Here is a 17,144-nt window from a genome sequence, read left to right as displayed (position 1 = left end):
CATGCCAGGCGCGACAAAACAGAAGGTCCAGCAACGGATGGAAGCCGCGATCGAGCATCTCAAGCGCGAGCTCGGGAGCCTCAGGACCGGCCGGGCCTCGCTGGCCCTGCTGGACGGGATCAAGGTGGATTACTACGGGACCCAGACCCCGCTCAAGCAGGTCGCGAACCTGTCGGTGCCCGACCCCAAGCTGATCACGGTCCAGCCCTGGGAGCCGGCCCTGATCCGGGAGATCGAGAAGGCGATCCAGGCCTCCGGGCTCGGCCTGACGCCGTCCAACGACGGGAAGCTGATCCGGCTCCCCATCCCGCCCCTGACCGAGGAGCGGCGCAAGGACTTGATCAAGCTGTGCAAGAAGCACGGGGAAGACACCAAGATCCACATCCGGAACGCCCGCCGGGACGCGAACGACGAGCTCAAGCACATGCACAAGGACCATAAGATCTCCGAAGACGACCTGCGGAAGTCGGAGGCCGAGATCCAGAAGCTGACCGACCAGTTCGTCCAGCACGTAGACCAGATCCTCAAGAAGAAGGAGGAGGAGATCCTCGAAATCTAGGAGCCCGCGTGGCCTTGCCCGACATCCCCTCCCCGCCCCCTCACTCTCCGACCAGCGCCGTCATTGACCTGTCCGCCCTCGCCCACAACCTCGGCCAGGTGCGCCGGTACCTGCCGGCCGGCTGCGACGTGCTCGCCGTGGTCAAGGCCGACGCCTACGGACACGGGGCCGTGCCCGTTTCCAGAACCCTGGCCAAACTGGGCGTCACCCGTTTCGGCGTCGCGACCGTTCAGGAAGGGGCCGCGCTCCGGGACGCCGGGATCGAGGGCACGATCCTCGTGATGGGCGCGCTGCTGCCGCATCAGTTCCCGCAGCTCTTTCCCCACCGGCTCACGCCGGTCCTGTACAGTCCGGACGTCGCCGACGCGCTGGTGAAGGAAGCTCGGTCCAGACTCGAGCCCTATCCGGTCCACGTGAAGGTGGACACGGGCATGGGCCGTCTGGGCATCCAGCCGGAGCAGGTGCCGGCCCTGCTCCAGTCCCCTTTCTTCAAGGGCCCGTTGCGGGTCGAGGGGCTCATGACCCACCTGGCCGACGCGGACGGTCCGGAACCGGCTTACACCAGGCGCCAGATTGACCGCTTCCGGTCCCTGCTCAGTCAACTCCTTGCGGCCGGCCTGTCGGTTCCGCTGGTCCACGCGGCGAACAGCGCCGGACTCATCAGCTACCCGGAGGCCCGGTTCAACCTCGTCCGGCCCGGCATCATGCTCTACGGCTACCTGACCGGTACGATTACCGGCCGGGCGCCGAGCCTCAAGCCGGTCCTCTCGCTCGTCACTCGGGTCGTGCAGGTCCGCTCCCTGGCCGAGGGCGAGAGCGTCGGGTACAACCGCGCTTACGTCGCCAGGCGGCCCACGCGCATCGCCGTCCTCCCGATCGGCTACGCGGACGGGTACAGCCGGGCCCTGTCGGAGCAGGGGCACGTCCTGATCCACGGCGCCCCCGCCCCCGTCGCCGGCCGCATCTGCATGGACATGACCACGGTGGACGTGACGCAGATCCCTTCGGTCCGACCCGGTGACGAAGCCGTCCTGATCGGCCGGCAGGGGACGGCGGAGGTCTCGGCCGCCGACGTGGCCGCCTGGCGCGGCACCATCCCCTACGAAGTGCTCTGCGCGATCGGCACCCGCGTCACGCGGGTTTACCGGTGAGACGCACTCGCCCGCCAATTTGTCCGCCCAGCGCTCCGGACGTATAATGGCGGGCCGAGGCGGATCTCGGCGGCGAGGCTCCCGTGCAGACAGGTTCCGTGAATCTCCTCTCGAAGACGTTCGGCTACGTCCTGGTCATCCAGGAGTTCACCTTCCTCTGCGCCAGGACCGTCTCCGGGCTCCTGCGCCCTCCCTGGTACGTCCGCGACCTCGTCCTGCAACTGGACCGGATCGGAGCCGGCTCGCTCTTCATCGTCGTCCTCACCGGCCTCTTCACCGGCATGGTGCTGGCGCTCCAGGGCGCGGTCCAGCTCGAGCCCTACGGGGCCACGATGTACGTCTCCCGGTTGATCAGCACCTCGGTCGTCCGCGAGCTGGGGCCGGTCTTGGCCGCCCTGATGATCGCGGGCCGGGTGGGCACGGGCATCGCCTCCGAGTTGGCTTCGATGACGGTCACGGAACAGATCGACGCGCTGCGGGCCGAAGGGACAGACCCGATCCAGAAGCTGGCCGCGACCAGGCTCGCGGCCTGCCTGGTCATGATCCCGGTCCTGACGATCATCACGAACGCGATCGCGATCCTGGGCGGCTGGTTGATCGCCCGCTTCTACCTGGCCATCGATTCCTACTTCTACTGGACCTGGGCCTTCGAAGCCCTGCACCAGCGGGACATCGTGATGGGGCTGGTGAAGCCCGTCTTCTTCGCCTTCATCATCGCGATGGTGGGCTGTTACGTCGGGTTCAACACGAGGGGCGGCACGGTCGGGGTGGGCGTCTCCACGACCCAGTCCATGGTCTCGGCCTCGATCCTGATCCTGGCCAGCGACTTCTTCATCACCAAGCTGTTCATGGCGTTCTCTTAAAGGCAAGGATGAAGTAGGAAGGATGAAGTCAGAAGTATGAACGCGGAAGTTTTCCCACTTCATCCTTCATACTTCCTACTTCTGACTTGTTGGTTGACATGATAGCTCTTGAAAACGTCTGGCTGCAGTTGGGGGATCGGATGGTTCTCCGGGACATCTCGCTCGACGTCCAGTCGGGCGAGACCCGGGTCATCCTGGGCGGCAGCGGCTCGGGCAAGACCACGATCCTCCGGCTGATCCTCGGCCTCTACCGACCGGACAAAGGCTCCATCCTCGTGGGCGGCCGGGACATCACCCGCCTGAGCGAGCTGGACCTGTTCGAGGTCCGGCAGGAGATGGCGATGGTCTTCCAGGGCGCCGCCCTCTTCGACTCCTTGACCGTGCGGGAAAACGTCGGCTATCGTCTCTGGGAGCGGCGCCTCCTGTCGGACGAGGAGATCGAGCAGATCGTGCAGGAGAGCCTCCGGTTCGTGGGGCTGGAGGACACCCTCGACAAGATGCCGGCCGAGCTCAGCGGCGGGATGCGCAAACGGGTCGGGATCGCCCGGGCCCTGGCCAGCGGCGCCAAGGTCCTGCTCTACGACGAGCCGACCGCGGGGCTGGATCCGGTCAACACCTGCATGGTCAACCGCCTGATCGCCCGGCTCAAGGAGAAGGGCGTGACCCAGGTGGTGGTCACCCACGACCTCCCCACCGCCTACGAGGTTGCGGACCGGATCGTCATGGTCCAGAAGGGACGTTCGGTCTTCGACGGCACGTCCGAGCAACTCCGGAGCAGCGACGAGCGGGCCGTCCGGGAGTTCCTGGACCCGAGCAGCCTGCCGCAGGAATGGACGCCGGCCCCGAATGCGGACAGGCAGCCGACGTTGGAGGATGCGCCGTGACTCGCCAGAGCCAGCTCCATTGGTCTCAGGTGAAGGTGGGCCTGGTGATCGTCCTGGCCCTGGCCGTCCTGATGGCCATGATCCTGAACCTGGAAGAAGGCATGGGGCTCTTCGCCAGGCAGACGACGTTCCGCGCGGTCGTGGCTCACACCCAGGGGCTGAAGGTCGGCGGGCCGGTCCGGATGAACGGCGTGGACATCGGGAACGTGCACCGGATCGGGATCTCCAAGGACGCGCCCACGGTCGAGATCCTGTTCACGGTCAAGAAGGACGTGGCCCCGCACATCCGCCAGGACGCCTCGGTCGTCATCCGGCCCATGGGCCTGCTGGGCGACAAATTCCTGGAGATCCTGCCCGGCACCGCGTCGAAACCGTCCCTGCCCCCCGGCAGCCTGTTGATCGGCGAGGCGGAGAGCGACCTCACGAACGTCACGGCCGGCGCCACCGCGACGATGGAGAACGTGAACGCCGCGATCCACGAGCTCCAGCGGCTCCTGGCCAGCCTCACCCAGGGACAGGGCACGGCCAGCAAGCTGCTCTCGGACCCGGCCCTCTACGACCAGTCCAAGCGGGTCCTGAGCAACCTGGAGGTGGCCTCCGAGAAGACCGTCGCGCTGCTGGAGAAGGTCGAGAAGGGCCAGGGCACGATCGGGAGGCTCATGGCGGACAAGGAGCTGTACGCGCGGGCCAACGAGGCCGTGCAGGAGCTGACGCTGCTCGCCGACCGGCTGAACAATCAGAACGGCACCTTGATGAAGCTGGCCGACCCGACCCTCTACCAGCGGCTGGACCACCTGACGACCAAGGGGGAGCAGTTGCTGGCGAAGGTGGAGAACGGCCAAGGGACGATGGGGAAGCTCGTCACGCAGGACGAGCTGTATCAGCGGGCGGACAAGCTGCTGACCGAAGTCGAAGAATTCGTGGCCGACGTCAAGAAGAACCCCACCAAGTACTTCAAGTTCTCCGTATTCTGAGCCGCTCTTTTTCCGCTCGGAAAGATTGCTCGGGTGACGAAGGGCGGGCAGCTCCGGCGCCGGCCTGATGCGTTGATCTCTTTCAGCGACTCCACGCCTTACTGTTGGCCGGCCGCCTCATCGGAATGGCAGAGCGGCGCCCGGCACCCTCTCGGCTTTCCGACGTCACGCGCCCGCCAGGCCGCCCGCCTCCGTGCCCATCCCTTCCACCCGAGCAAGAGAGAAAGCGAAGCGGGGAACAGGCGCTTGCAAGCCTGTCCTGTACTGCCCCACCTAATTTATGAGGCCGCCTTCTTTTTCGGCAGTTCCTCCCGCAAGACCCGCCGGAGCGTGTCTTCGAGCGGCTCGTGCCGATGGGCGATGTATTCGCGCAACGCCACGTTGATCAGCGTCTGGTAATTTCCGCCGCCGGCCGCATGGACCTGCCCGCGGAACCAGTCAAGCACATCGTCGTCCAGCCTGATGGTAATCCGCGTCTTGCCCGGAGGGGTCGGAACCACCGCTCCCCGCTTTCCCCGGCCGAAGTCGTATTGTTTTCTCATCCTCTACCCCTCATACTGCGCCCGTTCATACCCCGTCGCTTTTCGGGCTGAAATAACCCGAATCCGATCTCCTCGCCAGGTATAGACCACGAGGAGCACGCACCCAAGGGCATCCGCACCGATCGTGATGAATCGCTCTTCGCCCGCATGCTCATCCTGAATGGTCAGAGCATGGTCGTCGCTGAATACCGCCACCGCATCCGCGAAATCAATGCCGTGTCTTCGACGGTTTGCCCTAGCCTTTCTGTCATCCCATTCATACTCCACATCCACGGCATTGACTATATGCACATCTGTACACCAAGTCAACCGAGCAAGTCAGGTCAGCTGTCTTTGTGCGTAGCAGGCACAGGGCGAGGCTTCGGCGAGTAGGAAAACTGGAACTGACCACCGCACCGTGGTCGCTGACCACGGCGACGGGAATTCCAGAAGGCTGCCGCTCGCTGAAGCCCGGAAAGGTCGCGACGGGAGGTGCGGGAGCGAACGGCCATGCCACCCCGACCTTCGCCCCTCGTCAGCGAGGCCGGGCTTGCAGTCTTTCAGGTCCTGAGTTTCCGCTTCAGCTTCTTCTCGACGCTGGCGACTTTGCCGGAGAGGCGCCCTTCGTAGCCTTTGCGGTAATCCACCTTGATCGTGCAGGAGATGCGGTTGCAGTCCTTCCTCATCCGCTCGAAGCACTGCCGCACCACGCCGAAGACGGCGTCCCACTCCCCTTCCAGGACCGTGCCCATCGGGTTGAGCCGGTAGTCCACGCCGCTTCTGTCTATGATGTCCAGCGAGCGGGCCACGTACCGCCCGACGCTCTCCCCCTTCCCCAACGGGGACATGCTGAATTCCAACAGAACCATTCTCCTCCCCCCCAATCGGTCTATCGTCAATCCGTCAAGGCTTCCGCTGCTTCTCCTCCAAATACGCCTGGGGATAGTCGAGCTTGCCGGTCAGCTTGAACCCCTCGACCGCCTCCCGCAGCTTCGCGCGCCGCAGCTCCGCGTCCGGCTCCGCCTCCTTCGTCTCGTCGCGGATCGCCGCCAGCCAGTCAAGGAACGACTGGAACTCCTCGTCGAACAGCAGCTCCAGATTCTGCCGCAGGCGGCTGGCCAGGGCCGGCGAGACGCCGCTCGTGCTCACCGCCATCCGCAGGTGCCCGCGTTGCGCCACGGCCGGCAGGAAGGCGTTCGAGGCCTCCGGCTGGTCCACCGAGCAGAGCAGGAACCGCTCCTTCCGGGCCAGCTCCAGGAGCGAGCGGGAGAAGTCCGGATCGTCCCGCAGCGTGTTGACGACCAGGACCGCCCCCTGAGCGTCCGTCTCGCGGAAGCGGCGCACGCGGTGGAGAATCTTGGCCGAGGCCGTGAGCTTCTTGAGCGTCTCGTTCAGCGTCGGGCTGACCACCGTGACCTTGGCCCCTGCGTCCAGCAGCCGCTGGACCTTCTCGGCCGCCTCGTCGTCCCCGCCCACCACCACGCAACTCCGGCCCTTGACGTCGAGTGACAGTTGAAACCCGGGATTCGCAGGCATGGCTCCTCCCTACCAGGCTTGCTTCAGCCGCCCGCTTCGGATAGGCGGGCGGACAGTCAGTGTGCCGCTCGTGACCGTTCCTAAACGGCGCGTATGATACACCAGCGTCGTCGCAGGAAAAAGTGGTGTATAATCCCCCGCGCATCGGCCCTGATCGGGCGAACACGAAGACGAAGGAGTCACGGTGAAGCAGGAGACGCTCAGAGTCATCGGCATGGCGGGAGGCATCATCCTCCTGGCGGGGATTGCCGCCTGGATGGGTCTCGCGCACGGGTGCGAGCAGTCGGCGGGCAAGGGCGTGGTCGCGGGGGTCGTGAAGATCGCTCCGGACCTGGCCGGGAAGGTCGGCCCGTCGGACGTGCTGTTCATCATCGTACGCCGCCCGCAGGGCGTGCCGCGACCGCTGGCGGTGAAGCGCGTGGAGGGTCCGCAGTTTCCGGTCCCGTTCGAGATCACCGATCAGGACGTGATGGTCGAGGGCTCGGAATTGCGGGGGATGGTGGACGTGCTGGCCCGGATCGACCGGGACGGAAAGGCCGGCCCTCCCCAGCCCGGCGATCTGGAGGGTCAGTCGCCCAAGAACCCGATGCTGGTGGGGTCGCGGGAAGTGGAGATCGTGATCGACAAGGCCTACTGACCGCCGACCGGCTCAACTCTCCGGCAGGTCCGTTTCCAGCTCCATGTTCCAGTACAGGTAGTCCCGCCAGCTCTCCGGCGCGTTCCGGATGCCGATCGTGATCGTGATGACCGGGTTCCATCGGGGCTTCACGGGCCTGCGGACCAGCCTCATGCCGGCCTCCTCCGGGGTGCGCCCGCTCTTCCGGTTGTTGCAGCGCCAGCAGGCGGTCACGATGTTCTCCCAGGTCTTCCGGCCACCCTTGGCGATCGGCGTCACGTGGTCGAAGGTCAGCTCCTCGGTCCGGAACCGGTGGTTGCAGTACTGGCAGGTGTAGCCGTCCCGCGTGAAGATGTTGATCCGCGAGAACTTCACCGCCCGGTGGCTGTCCTTCAGCTTGACCAGCTTGAGCAGCCGCATGACCGCCGGCAGCTTGATCGAGATCGAGATGCCCTGGATCTCCCGGTCGTACACCTCGAGGACCTCCACCTTCCCCTGCCACAGGAGCGTGATGGCCTTCTTCCAATGGACGACTCGGAGCGGCTCGTAGGTCGCATTCAACAAGAGCGTCAGTTCCATAAGCTCCTCTGAATCAAGGCCCTACATGGGATCAGCCACAGACTCGCACAACCGATGCCGTTACCCTATGCCACAGTTTTCCCGTGAAATCAAGCCGTTCGCCACCGACGGCCGGACGGGCGGGCCCGCCGCTCGCCCTTGAAGCCAGCCGGCGATCCAAGTAGACTACCGCCCCTTGACCCGCCCAGTGGAGCGTTCCGGATGGGAAAATTCGTGACCGTCGCGCGCGTGAGCGAGTTGAAGCCGGGCCAGTGCCGCTCGGTCGAAGCCGAAGGGTTCATGATCGCGCTCTTCAACGTGGATGGGACGATCTACGCGCTGGACAACTGCTGCCCGCACGCGGGCGGCCCCTTGGGCGAGGGCCAGTTGTACGGAGAGGTCGTGAAATGCCCCTGGCACGGGTGGAAGTTCAACGTGCGGACCGGCCGGAGGCCGGAGAACGCGGCGTTCACGGTGGAGCGGCACCGGGTGGAGGTGCAGGGGGACGACATCCGGATCTGGCTGCCGCCCGAGTGGGGAACCGGCCCGGCCTGAGTCACGGGCCGAAGAGAGTGCCCCCGCGCGACATCGGCCCTCCCTCGCCCAGAGGCATCAGATCTTCGGCCGGCATGGAGAGGGGCACAATCGAACGGTTGGCGAGATCCACCTGCCAGACGTACTCCCGCTCAAACCACTGTTTGGCCCCCTCCTCCCGGATGTTGATCGTGACCAGGTAGAACTCGCCCCTCGGGCCCTGCTGCTTCTCGACCCGCCATTCCCCCACCCGCACTCCCTGCCCGCGCTGCTCCATGGCCCGGACCCGATCCGTGACCGCCTGCCGCAGGGTGGGAGCCTGCCGAGCCCGGTGGGTTTGCACCAGGGCCATGGCCTCGGCTGCCTGGGGGTCCGCCATCGGGTTCAGCGAGGGAGGCTTCCAGAGCCAGTAGGCCAGGCCTGCGGCGATCAACAGCCCGGCCCCGCCAAAATGGATGAGCTTGGCCCAGGAGAAGGATTGGGTTTGACGAGCGGCTCCGGCCGGAACGGCCTGGGTCGGAGGAGTCCCTTCCGGCACGGCTATCTCTGCCGCCCGATCGAACGGCCCGTCGAGCTGCGCGAGGCAGCCACGATCCGAGAGTTGGTTAAAGCCGATTGCTGAGGTATCACGTGAGGATGTTTCTGGCCCCCGCCGGCCTCGGCGACCATTGGCGCGTGCGGACGGCGGCCCTGGCGTCCTTGCGGCAAAAGCCCGGCCTTCGTCAGCATCTCCAGCAAGCTCCATTGACGCTGCTGGACCAGATGGGCGCGCAACGCCTCCTCGGGAGACTGGACGGAGCGGCGGGACCAGAATCCCTGGACCGGCCGTCCCGTGAGGTAGACCGGCGATGCCAGCGGAACCCAGACATACTGGGTCCGCGCCCCTTCCTCTGGCTGGTCCAACGTCACGTTCGGCAGATCCTGCCCCGCTTCCCGACCGTCCGGAGCCGACCGGGCCTCCGTCTCCTGCTTGCCCCCAGGAGGAGCCGGCGGCTGCGCCGCAGTTTCCTCGGACTCGGCGGGAGCAGGAGGCCGGTCGGGGAAACGATGGACGGAGACCTGGCTGCGCTTCGTCGCCGGCGGGAGGTGAGTCAGGTCGTCGGTCAGCACGATCGTGCCGGATGTATCAATCCAACTGTAATAATCCGCGGCAAGCGCCGGCGTCAAAAACCCCCCATACCAGCCCCAGAGAGCCAGCCCCAACCAGGCGGTCATGCCGACGCCAGGCCCGCGCCCGCTCATGGTGAAAGCTTAATCTCTGCCCGAAATGAAAGTCAACGGAACGCCCGGACCAACCTTGACAATACCGGAAGCCGCTGTGGTACAACTAGCCCGCCCTTCGCAATCCCGCAGGGTTCTGAACAGGACATCCCATGAAGTTTTTCGTGTACGCCGACAATTTGAACCCGACCCAGTTGAAGCGGCGGGCCCCGGAGCATCAGTTCGTCTGCAAGGCCTACCTGCCCGACCACGCGATCCATTTTTGCCGCTGGTCGTCCCAGTGGCGGGGCGGCCTGGCCAGCATCACCCCGACGCCCGGCGAACAGGTCTGGGGCATCGTCCTCGAGATCACGGAGGAGGACCTGAAGCTCCTGGACGAGTTCGAAGGGGAGGTGCCGGAAGGGGCCTTCCGCCACGTGCCGGTGACGGTGGTGACGGACGAAGGAGAGAAGCTGCTGGTCACGACCCACGCGGCGATCCCGATCGGAAAGTTCAAACCCAAGGAACATTACCTGGACTGGGTCATCAAGGGCGCCAGACATTGGAAATTGCCGGACGAGTGGATCGAGAAGTGGCGGTCGTATCTGCCGAAGTGAACGCTTCGCACAGGTGCGAGGCGCGAGGCGAGAGGAATCTCCGTTTCCCTTGCCCCCTAGCCCTTCGCCTCTAGCCCCGAACCGGAATTGAAAGGAGCTTCGATGCCCAAGCCGAAATATCACATCATCGTCTGCACCAACTCCCGTCCGCCCGGCCACCCCAAGCCCTCCTGCGGCGCGGCCGGGTCGCCCGGCGTCCTTATGGCCTTCAACATGGGTATCATGGAACGCGGCTATCAGCCGGGCGAAGTCCTCGTGACCCCCTCCGGCTGCCTGGGGCCCTGCGAGCAGGGACCCACCGTGGTCGTGTATCCGGACGCCACCTGGTATTCCCAGGTCAAGGAGGCGGACGTCGCCGCAATCCTGGACGAACACATCGGCAAGGGCAAGCCGGTCGAGCGGCTGAAGCCCAACTCCGTCTGGGGCTGACGCCCTTCCACGAACCGGTATGGCCCGCGCACAAGCAGCCAGAAAACCCAAGCACGGGACCGGGCCCGCGAGGCGCGCGGCCCGGTCCCTCCATTCGCACCAGGAACACAAGGCCCAGGCGCCCCTCCGGATCGGCTGCATGGTCATCACCTGCAGCGACACCCGCACGCCGGACACGGACACGAGCGGCAAGCTGATCCGCACGCTGCTGGAGAAACACGGCCACTCGGTGGCGGCTTACCACCTCGTGAAGGACGAGCCGGTGCAGATCCGGGCCACGATCGAGGCGGGCGTCAGGAACGACGCGGTGCAGGCGATCATCATCAACGGGGGGACCGGCATCTCCCGCCGGGACTCCACGTTCGAAGCGGTGGACGCCCTGCTGGAGAAGCGGCTGGACGGATTCGGCGAGGTCTTCCGCCACCTGACCTACGAGGACATCGGCTCCCCGGCGATCATGACCCGCGCGACCGCCGGCCTGTACCGGGGCCGGATCGTCTTCTCCACCCCCGGCTCCGAAGGGGCCGTCCGACTGGCCATGGAAAAGCTGATCCTGCCCGAGCTCGGCCACATCGTCCGGGAGATCACGAAATAACCGGGCAAGCGGCACGAGGCAAGTGGCGAGAGGCCCGTACTCCGTTGCAGGTTTCTGCAACCCCTAGCCCCTTGCCTCTAGCCCCGAGCCGTCCTCAACTCAATCTTGGGCGATCTTCGGTTCTGATACCCGCTTGAAGTAGACCAGCAGATCCCGGACGGACACGAGCCCGACCAGGTTCCCCTTCTCGGTCACCCCCAGATGCCGGATCCCCAGATCCCCCATCATGTCGTGGGCGTCCTGAACGGAGCGATTCCCTTCGATCGTCGCGATCGGGCTGCTCATGATGCTCTCGACCGTCTCCTTGTCGAGGCTCTTCCCGGCCGCGGCGGCTTTCCGCACGATGTCGGTGTCCGTCACGATGCCGACGAGCTGCCCCTTCCGTTCGACCATCAGCGAGCCGACCCGCTCGCTCGACATGCGCATGGCGGCCTCGCGAATGGAGGCGGTATGGGCGATCTGCTTCAGCTTCCTCTGCATCATCTGATTGATCGTAGACACTGCTTCCTCCCTTGGATTGATCCTTCGTCCTTATGCTACGGTGCGGTCAGGACGACCTTCCCGAAAAAGTTCCGGCTCAACAGATGCTCCTGCGCGGCCCGGGCCTCGCGCAAGGGAAACGTCCGGTCCACGACCGGCTTGAGCTGCCCTCGCCCGACCAGCGCCGCCGCCTTCAACAGCTCCGCCCTGGTCCCCATGTAGGAGCCCTCGATCGTCAGCTGTCGGGAGAAGACGTGGCGCAAGTCCAGCTTGACCTCGCCTCCGGTGGTGGCCCCGCAGGTGACCAGCCGCCCTCCCCTGGCGAGGGAGGCGAGGCACTGGTCCCAGACTGCCGGCCCGATGTGCTCGAGCACTACCTCGACGCCCCGGCCATCCGTGACGGCCTTGACCCGCTTGGCCACGTTCTCCCGCGAGTGGACGATGACCTCGTCCGCCCCGATTGCCCTCGCCTTGGCGATTTTCTCCTCCTTGCCGACCGTGGTGATCACGCGGGCCCCGGCCAGCCGGGCCATCTGGACCGCGATGCTGCCGACCCCGCTGCCCGCGCCCATGACCAGGACGGTCTCGCCGGGCCGCAGCCCGGCCAGGGTGAAGAGCATGTGCCAGGCCGTCACCGAGACGAGCGGAAAGGCGGCGGCCTGCTCGAAGGGCAGATCTCCCGGGATCGGGAGCACGTTCACGCCAGGGACCTTGACGAGCTCGGCATAGCCCCCGTCCACCTGCGCCCCCAGCACCGTGAACGACGGGCACTGGTTGTCGCGGCCGGCCAGACACCATTCGCAGCGCCAGCAGCTCAGCCCCGGCGAGACGAACACCCGGTCGCCGACCGAGAGCCCCGGCACCTCCGCGCCGACCTGCGCCACGACGCCGGCCACGTCGCAGCCGGAGATGTGCGGGAGCGGAATCTGATAGGCCGGAATCCCCTGCCTGATCCAGATGTCCAGGTGGTTCAGGGCGCAGGCTTTGACCCGCACCAGGACCTCCCGCGGGGCGATCCGGGGATCGGCCACTTCCTCGTACCGGAGCTGCTCCGGCCCCCCGTGCTCGTGGAAGACGACCGCTTTCATCGCTCCTCGCGTCGCTTCGTCGACGACACCGCCTCTCGCCTCGCGCCCCGAACCTCGCGCCTGCGCTGTGTTAGAACGTCACCGCCCCTTCGATGACCATCACCGCCTGGCCACCGACCTTCACTTCCTGGATCGCGTCGTCGTCCGACCGGACCTGGATCAGGATACGCGAAGGCCGCTCCAGCTCGTACCCCTGCTCGGCGATGATCTCGGTCGTCGGTCCCACTTCCACCACCCCGTTGTGAACCAGGTAGGCGCCCAGGGCCCCGCTGGCGCTGCCGGTGGCCGGATCTTCCGTGACCCCGATCGGTGAGGCGAACATCCTGGTGTGCACCGTGGACGGCTCCTCCACCGTCACCGTCGTGAAGACCATGATGCCGTTGGCCCCGTAGCGGGCGCAGATCTCGTTGATCGCGGCGAAGTCCGGCTCGATGGACCGGACCGCGGTGAGGGTCCGGATCGGCACGATCATCACCGGCAGGCCCGTGGAGACCACCTCCACCGGCAGCTTGGTGCCGGTGATGACTTTCTTGGACAGGCCCAGCGCGTTGGCGACCTCGAACAGGTCCTTCACTGGCTCGACCGAGCCCAGGAACTGCGGCTTGGGCTGGGTCATAACGACCCGCAGGATCTCCCCGTCCCCCGCGTGCAGCTCGACCGGGAACACCCCGATGTTGCACTCGTACATGAGCCGGGTCACCGGCTCCCGGCACGTCAGACGCCCGATCTTGCCGAGCACGAAAAAGGTGCCGAGCACCGGATGGCCGGCGAAGGGGATCTCGCGGGTCGGCGTGAAGATCCGGATCTTGGCCGCCGCGGCCGGATCGGTCGGGGCCAGCACGAAGACCGTCTCGGACAGGTTCATCTCGCGCGCGATGCGCTGGAGCTCCAGGTCAGCGAGGCCGCTCGCGTCCGGCACGACCGCGACCGGATTGCCGCTGAAGGGCAGGTCGGTGAAGACGTCGGCTTGGTAGAAGCGGAGGGTGCGTCGTTCGGAGCCCATAGGCGGTGGGCTACTCTAGGTCAGGCACGGCCCTTTGTCAACGCGACGATCAGGCCGGCAGCGGGAGGGCTTCGTAGGATTGGGTCAGCGGGTGCGTCAGGTAGTCCTCGACGTAATTCTTGAGGAAACCGTTCCGGTAAAGCTGGCGGTTCGCGAAGTTGGTATTGATCTTGTGGAGGACCTTCACCGTGACGCCGGTCTTGCGGATGAACTCCTCGACCGTCACGCCTGCGATGTCGGTGAGCGGCCCCCGGCCCGACTGCATGACGCACTTGGGCACGTGCACGACCTTCTGGCCGGACAGCCGCCGGGCGATGTCGTCGAAGGTCAGGAGCACGGTGCAGTCGGAATCCCCGCCGAGCGTGGCGTTCGGCACGTAGAGGAACCGCGCCCGGTTCTTCCGGTAGAGGGTCAGGATCTTGTGGACGCTCCCGGCCGTGACGACCGTGTCCTTCTTCTCCAGCTCCAGCGAGTCGAAGAGGCTCACGATCCGCTTGCGGTTCAGGAAGGCCGTGATGGGCGCCTCCGTGTGGATCGTGGTCATGTTCGGGAGCCCGGCGTCGTAGGCCCGCCGCGCCTCGTCCGGCAGGTGCTTCCGCCCCTGCCGCATCAGATCGGCCGTGTCCGGCTTGATGCCGCGGACCGGCGTCAGGCAGCCCATCCAGAGCACGCACTTGCGGTTGACCCCGGAGATCGTGACCGCGTCCTTGGACATCGTGTGGGCATCGAAGCTGTAGAAGTTGGCCGAAGAGACCGCGGGACCGTCCAGCACCTTCAGCAGGTGCTTGACGGAGGGCGCGTGCGGCATCAGCCGCTGGCGATAGTCGCTCAGCGTGATGACCGACAGCTCGAAGTTGATCCGGCCCGGATACCGGGCCGCCAACTGGTGGATCTTGGGCACGTGGACGAACCCGACCGTGAAGAACTGGATGCTCTTGTCCGTGTACGTGAGGAAATCCTCGACCCACTCCATCGCCTTGGGGTGGAGGAACAGGTCGGTCCACTCCATGTACTCGTTCCCGCCCAGACACCAGAACTGCAGCGGATCCGTCGGCTTCTTGTTGATGTAGTCGAGGATGAAGGCCCAGTCCTCGTCGGTCGTCTTGGGCGGCTCCAGGGTCTCCCGGTAGGAATGGTCGGTCTCGTAGCAGAACTCGCACTGGACCGGACAGCTCTTCCCCAGGCTGAGCGGAATCTTGCCCGCGTCCATCTCCCGGATCAGCACCTGCCGGTAGTCCCGCTCCGTGAAGATCTTGGCAGGCTGGAGGATGGGCAACGTCCTGGTCATGGAAGGCGCATTGACAGGGGTTGAAGCCGTTTGTCAGACTGGATTGACCGCAAGATGACGACCCCCGAGCCGGAAGACATCGAACGGGCCCTCAAGACGTTGGGGCTGACGGAGCCCTTGACCCGCGAGCAGTTGGAGCGGACGTGCCGGGAACTGCTGGCGACCTGGCATCCGCCCCGCTATGCCAACCTCACCAACAACCCGCGGAAGTACATGGAGATGTACAAGAAGGGCGAAGCCATGACCAGGGAGATCCGCGCCGCCCATGACCTGCTGGCCGCCTGGCTTGAAAAAAAACCAAGAGCTAATCGCTTATAGCGTATGGCATATGACCATGTAGGAACTGATTGTCTCCCGCTATAAGCTCTTGCCGCTCTTCAAGAGACCGCGTGGCTGACCACGCGAGCCAGCGACGGCTCCCCCTCCTTCCCCGCCTCCCCTTCCCGCACCGGCCAGGTTACCAGGCCGGAGACGCCCTCCGCAGCGGCCTTCCGCTTGGCATAGATCTGCGGCAACTGGTTCGTGCCGAACTTGGAGATGTAGAGAAACACGTGCTCGCGCGCGTTCACGCGGACGGCCCAGGGCTCGAAGTCGCGCTGGTAAAACTCCTCGCAGAGCTGCATCGCCTCCAGACAGGTCAGCCCCACCGGCTCGTTGAGCGTGTAGTAGTAGTCCAGCGGCAGGTCGTACTCCTCCTGCTTGTGGATCGTGATCCCGAACTTCTCCGGGTTCCGCACCATCGGCGTATGCCGGTAGGCCACGAAGTAGAACAGCTCGACCGAATGGATGTGCGGCCGGTTGTCCAGGACGAACTGCCTGGTCTCCTCAGCCTCCGCCCGCGTCTCGCCCGGAAATCCGTAGAAAGCCATCACGTGGTTCCAGATGCCGGCCTTCGCGGCGTCCTGCAGGTTGCGCGCGATGACGGACTTCTTCACGTGCTTGTCCATCAATTCCAACACCCGCTCGTTGGCCGACTCCATCCCGTAGTAGAGCGTGCAGCAGCCGGCCTTGGCGGCCAGAACGAGGTCCTGCTCGTGCAGCGACTCCTCGAACCGGATCAGCGTCGTCCACTTGACGCCGACCTCCTGCTCGACCAGCAGTTGCGTCACCTTCTTGAAGAGGGCCGGCGGGTAGGACTCGTCCGCGAAGAGAAAGTGCGTCGCCCCGTACTGCTCCTTCAGGGCCTTGACCTGTTTGACCACCTCGTGGGCCGGCAGGCCACGGTACTGGTCGAAGTAGCCCTGTCCGTGGTCGCAGAAGGTGCACCGGCCCCAGTAGCACCCCCTGGTCGCCAGGTACGGGAGGATCCGCACCGGCACGAAGTAGCGGTCCAGCGGCATGCCCTCGAAGTCCGGCAGCGGCAGCGCCGTCATCTTCTCCGTGTAAATCTCCTTGTTGACGTGGACCCTGGCCCCGTCCCGGTACATCAGGTTGGGGACCGTCTCGATCGCCCGCTCCCCGGCCAGGGCTTCCAGGAGCCAGAGCAGGGCGTGCTCTCCCTCGTACATGATCGCGGAGTCGAAGACCTCCGTGAAGAAGCGTCCGTGCCTGGGCAGCTCCTCCTGCAGCCGCGTGATGACGTTCCCGCCCACCGTGACGTGGACGTCGGGGAAGGCTTCCTTGATCATCTTGCAGAAGGTCAGGCCGGCCAGGAGCTGCATCTGGGTGCCGATGGACACCCCGACCACGTCGGGCCTTTCCTTGCCGACCGAGGGGAGCACGAGCTGGCGGCACACGTCCCGGTAGACGTTGACCTGGTCGTCGTCCAGACAGGCGAGGACTTCGCGCGAGACGCCGGGCCGGTAGCCGAGGTTGCTCTCCATCGGGTAGAAGACCAGCGAGGCCGGATAGTAGGCGGCCGAGATATACTGCATGACCAGCCGGAAGGTGTTCAGCGCCCAGTCCAGCTTGTCGGCGTCGTAGAAGTCCTCGCTGCGCACGATGCGCTTGGCGGACTCGGCCCGTTCGATCAGGTCGAACAGGTCCTCCGCGAGCTTGGCCGTCAGGAGGGCCTTCTGCCCCGCTTCCTGCTCCGTCAGCCAGCCGCACTTCTCCTTGGCCTCCAGATCCCGAAGCTGCATGCCCATGCGGGCTTTCACCCACACGAGAAACGAGTCGCTGAAGAAGAGGTCGTACATCTCGATGTTGACGTCCTTTTGAACGACCTCGTGACCCTGCTGACGCAGGACCGCGGTCAGGCTGGGGAGGGCCAGGTAGGGGGCGGTGGGGACCCATTCGGGGGGGAACA

Annotated in this window: 23 protein-coding genes; 11 read left to right on the top strand and 12 right to left on the bottom strand. The window is 65.6% G+C overall.

Going from position 1 to position 17,144, the window contains the following annotated elements; genetic code table 11:
• Position 1 precedes the first annotated feature (1 nt).
• From frr to AB1411_11045, 5 genes are all read left to right on the top strand, one after another.
• A complete protein-coding gene (frr, locus tag AB1411_11065) occupies positions 2-559 on the top strand; it encodes a ribosome recycling factor (protein ID MEW6544139.1) in 558 nt (185 codons plus the stop codon).
• A gap of 8 nt (positions 560-567) precedes the next feature.
• Positions 568-1,710 carry an alanine racemase gene (gene alr, locus AB1411_11060; GenBank protein ID MEW6544138.1) on the top strand — a complete coding sequence of 381 codons (1,143 nt, stop codon included), beginning with the start codon at positions 568-570 and terminating at the stop codon, positions 1,708-1,710.
• Positions 1,711-1,793: 83 nt separating this feature from the next.
• Entirely contained in the window at positions 1,794-2,573 is a 780-nt protein-coding gene (locus AB1411_11055; protein ID MEW6544137.1) for an ABC transporter permease, read from the top strand.
• 98 nt (positions 2,574-2,671) lie between these two features.
• A complete protein-coding gene (locus AB1411_11050; GenBank protein ID MEW6544136.1) occupies positions 2,672-3,457 on the top strand; it encodes an ATP-binding cassette domain-containing protein in 786 nt (261 codons plus the stop codon).
• The gene (locus AB1411_11045; GenBank protein MEW6544135.1) at positions 3,454-4,431 is read left to right on the top strand and encodes an MlaD family protein; all 978 of its coding nucleotides are present in this window, start codon (positions 3,454-3,456) and stop codon (positions 4,429-4,431) included. The genes AB1411_11050 and AB1411_11045 overlap by 4 nt, the downstream gene beginning before the upstream one ends.
• A gap of 278 nt (positions 4,432-4,709) precedes the next feature.
• Here the strand turns inward: AB1411_11045 and AB1411_11040 are convergent, their stop codons facing one another.
• The 4 genes from AB1411_11040 to AB1411_11025 all read right to left on the bottom strand — a co-directional run bounded on the left by AB1411_11040 (position 4,710) and on the right by AB1411_11025 (position 6,488).
• Positions 4,710-4,973 carry a BrnA antitoxin family protein gene (locus AB1411_11040; GenBank protein ID MEW6544134.1) on the bottom strand — a complete coding sequence of 88 codons (264 nt, stop codon included), beginning with the start codon at positions 4,971-4,973 and terminating at the stop codon, positions 4,710-4,712.
• Between the two features lie 3 nt (positions 4,974-4,976).
• The gene (locus AB1411_11035) at positions 4,977-5,240 is read right to left on the bottom strand and encodes a BrnT family toxin (GenBank protein MEW6544133.1); all 264 of its coding nucleotides are present in this window, start codon (positions 5,238-5,240) and stop codon (positions 4,977-4,979) included.
• A 272-nt stretch (positions 5,241-5,512) separates the two neighbouring features.
• Positions 5,513-5,821, bottom strand: a complete 309-nt coding sequence (locus AB1411_11030) for an MTH1187 family thiamine-binding protein (protein ID MEW6544132.1) — start codon at positions 5,819-5,821, stop codon at positions 5,513-5,515.
• Between the two features lie 34 nt (positions 5,822-5,855).
• On the bottom strand, positions 5,856-6,488 hold the full coding sequence (locus AB1411_11025) for a bifunctional precorrin-2 dehydrogenase/sirohydrochlorin ferrochelatase (protein ID MEW6544131.1): 633 nt from the start codon (positions 6,486-6,488) through the stop codon (positions 5,856-5,858).
• Between the two features lie 184 nt (positions 6,489-6,672).
• Between AB1411_11025 and AB1411_11020 the strand changes: the two genes are divergently transcribed.
• Positions 6,673-7,125 carry a hypothetical protein gene (locus AB1411_11020; protein ID MEW6544130.1) on the top strand — a complete coding sequence of 151 codons (453 nt, stop codon included), beginning with the start codon at positions 6,673-6,675 and terminating at the stop codon, positions 7,123-7,125.
• Positions 7,126-7,137: 12 nt separating this feature from the next.
• On the opposite strand, the gene AB1411_11015 is transcribed toward AB1411_11020, so the two are convergent.
• Entirely contained in the window at positions 7,138-7,683 is a 546-nt protein-coding gene (locus tag AB1411_11015) for an HNH endonuclease (protein MEW6544129.1), read from the bottom strand.
• 201 nt (positions 7,684-7,884) lie between these two features.
• On the opposite strand from AB1411_11015, the gene AB1411_11010 reads away from it, so the two are divergent.
• Positions 7,885-8,217, top strand: a complete 333-nt coding sequence (locus AB1411_11010) for a Rieske 2Fe-2S domain-containing protein (protein MEW6544128.1) — start codon at positions 7,885-7,887, stop codon at positions 8,215-8,217.
• 1 nt (position 8,218) lies between these two features.
• On the opposite strand, the gene AB1411_11005 is transcribed toward AB1411_11010, so the two are convergent.
• On the bottom strand, positions 8,219-8,734 hold the full coding sequence (locus tag AB1411_11005; GenBank protein ID MEW6544127.1) for a hypothetical protein: 516 nt from the start codon (positions 8,732-8,734) through the stop codon (positions 8,219-8,221).
• Positions 8,735-8,736: 2 nt separating this feature from the next.
• Complete coding sequence (locus AB1411_11000) at positions 8,737-9,411, bottom strand: DUF4124 domain-containing protein (protein MEW6544126.1); 675 nt, start codon at positions 9,409-9,411, stop codon at positions 8,737-8,739.
• Positions 9,412-9,569: 158 nt separating this feature from the next.
• On the opposite strand from AB1411_11000, the gene AB1411_10995 reads away from it, so the two are divergent.
• From AB1411_10995 to AB1411_10985, 3 genes are all read left to right on the top strand, one after another.
• Entirely contained in the window at positions 9,570-10,013 is a 444-nt protein-coding gene (locus AB1411_10995; protein ID MEW6544125.1) for a gamma-glutamylcyclotransferase family protein, read from the top strand.
• Between the two features lie 102 nt (positions 10,014-10,115).
• A complete protein-coding gene (locus AB1411_10990) occupies positions 10,116-10,442 on the top strand; it encodes a (2Fe-2S) ferredoxin domain-containing protein (protein MEW6544124.1) in 327 nt (108 codons plus the stop codon).
• Between the two features lie 139 nt (positions 10,443-10,581).
• Positions 10,582-11,037, top strand: a complete 456-nt coding sequence (locus AB1411_10985; GenBank protein ID MEW6544123.1) for a MogA/MoaB family molybdenum cofactor biosynthesis protein — start codon at positions 10,582-10,584, stop codon at positions 11,035-11,037.
• Positions 11,038-11,136: 99 nt separating this feature from the next.
• Here the strand turns inward: AB1411_10985 and AB1411_10980 are convergent, their stop codons facing one another.
• From AB1411_10980 to AB1411_10965, 4 genes are all read right to left on the bottom strand, one after another.
• Positions 11,137-11,538: a CBS domain-containing protein gene (locus tag AB1411_10980; GenBank protein MEW6544122.1), complete on the bottom strand. Its 402-nt coding sequence runs from the start codon at positions 11,536-11,538 to the stop codon at positions 11,137-11,139.
• 35 nt (positions 11,539-11,573) lie between these two features.
• Positions 11,574-12,605 carry a zinc-binding dehydrogenase gene (locus AB1411_10975; protein ID MEW6544121.1) on the bottom strand — a complete coding sequence of 344 codons (1,032 nt, stop codon included), beginning with the start codon at positions 12,603-12,605 and terminating at the stop codon, positions 11,574-11,576.
• Positions 12,606-12,675: 70 nt separating this feature from the next.
• The gene (locus AB1411_10970; GenBank protein ID MEW6544120.1) at positions 12,676-13,608 is read right to left on the bottom strand and encodes a PhzF family phenazine biosynthesis protein; all 933 of its coding nucleotides are present in this window, start codon (positions 13,606-13,608) and stop codon (positions 12,676-12,678) included.
• A gap of 49 nt (positions 13,609-13,657) precedes the next feature.
• Positions 13,658-14,896 (bottom strand): hypothetical protein, encoded by a 1,239-nt coding sequence (locus tag AB1411_10965; protein ID MEW6544119.1) that lies wholly within the window; start codon positions 14,894-14,896, stop codon positions 13,658-13,660.
• Between the two features lie 30 nt (positions 14,897-14,926).
• Between AB1411_10965 and AB1411_10960 the strand changes: the two genes are divergently transcribed.
• Positions 14,927-15,214, top strand: a complete 288-nt coding sequence (locus AB1411_10960; GenBank protein ID MEW6544118.1) for a hypothetical protein — start codon at positions 14,927-14,929, stop codon at positions 15,212-15,214.
• A 59-nt stretch (positions 15,215-15,273) separates the two neighbouring features.
• On the opposite strand, the gene AB1411_10955 is transcribed toward AB1411_10960, so the two are convergent.
• Positions 15,274-17,144: radical SAM protein (locus AB1411_10955; protein MEW6544117.1), on the bottom strand; the 1,871-nt coding region annotated here is incomplete at its 5' end.

Source organism: Nitrospirota bacterium (assembly GCA_040757595.1).
Lineage (GTDB): Bacteria > Nitrospirota > Nitrospiria > Nitrospirales > Nitrospiraceae > JBFLWP01.
The sequence above is the reverse complement of the archived record's forward strand: the minus strand, read 5'-3'. Positions and strand labels throughout refer to the sequence as shown.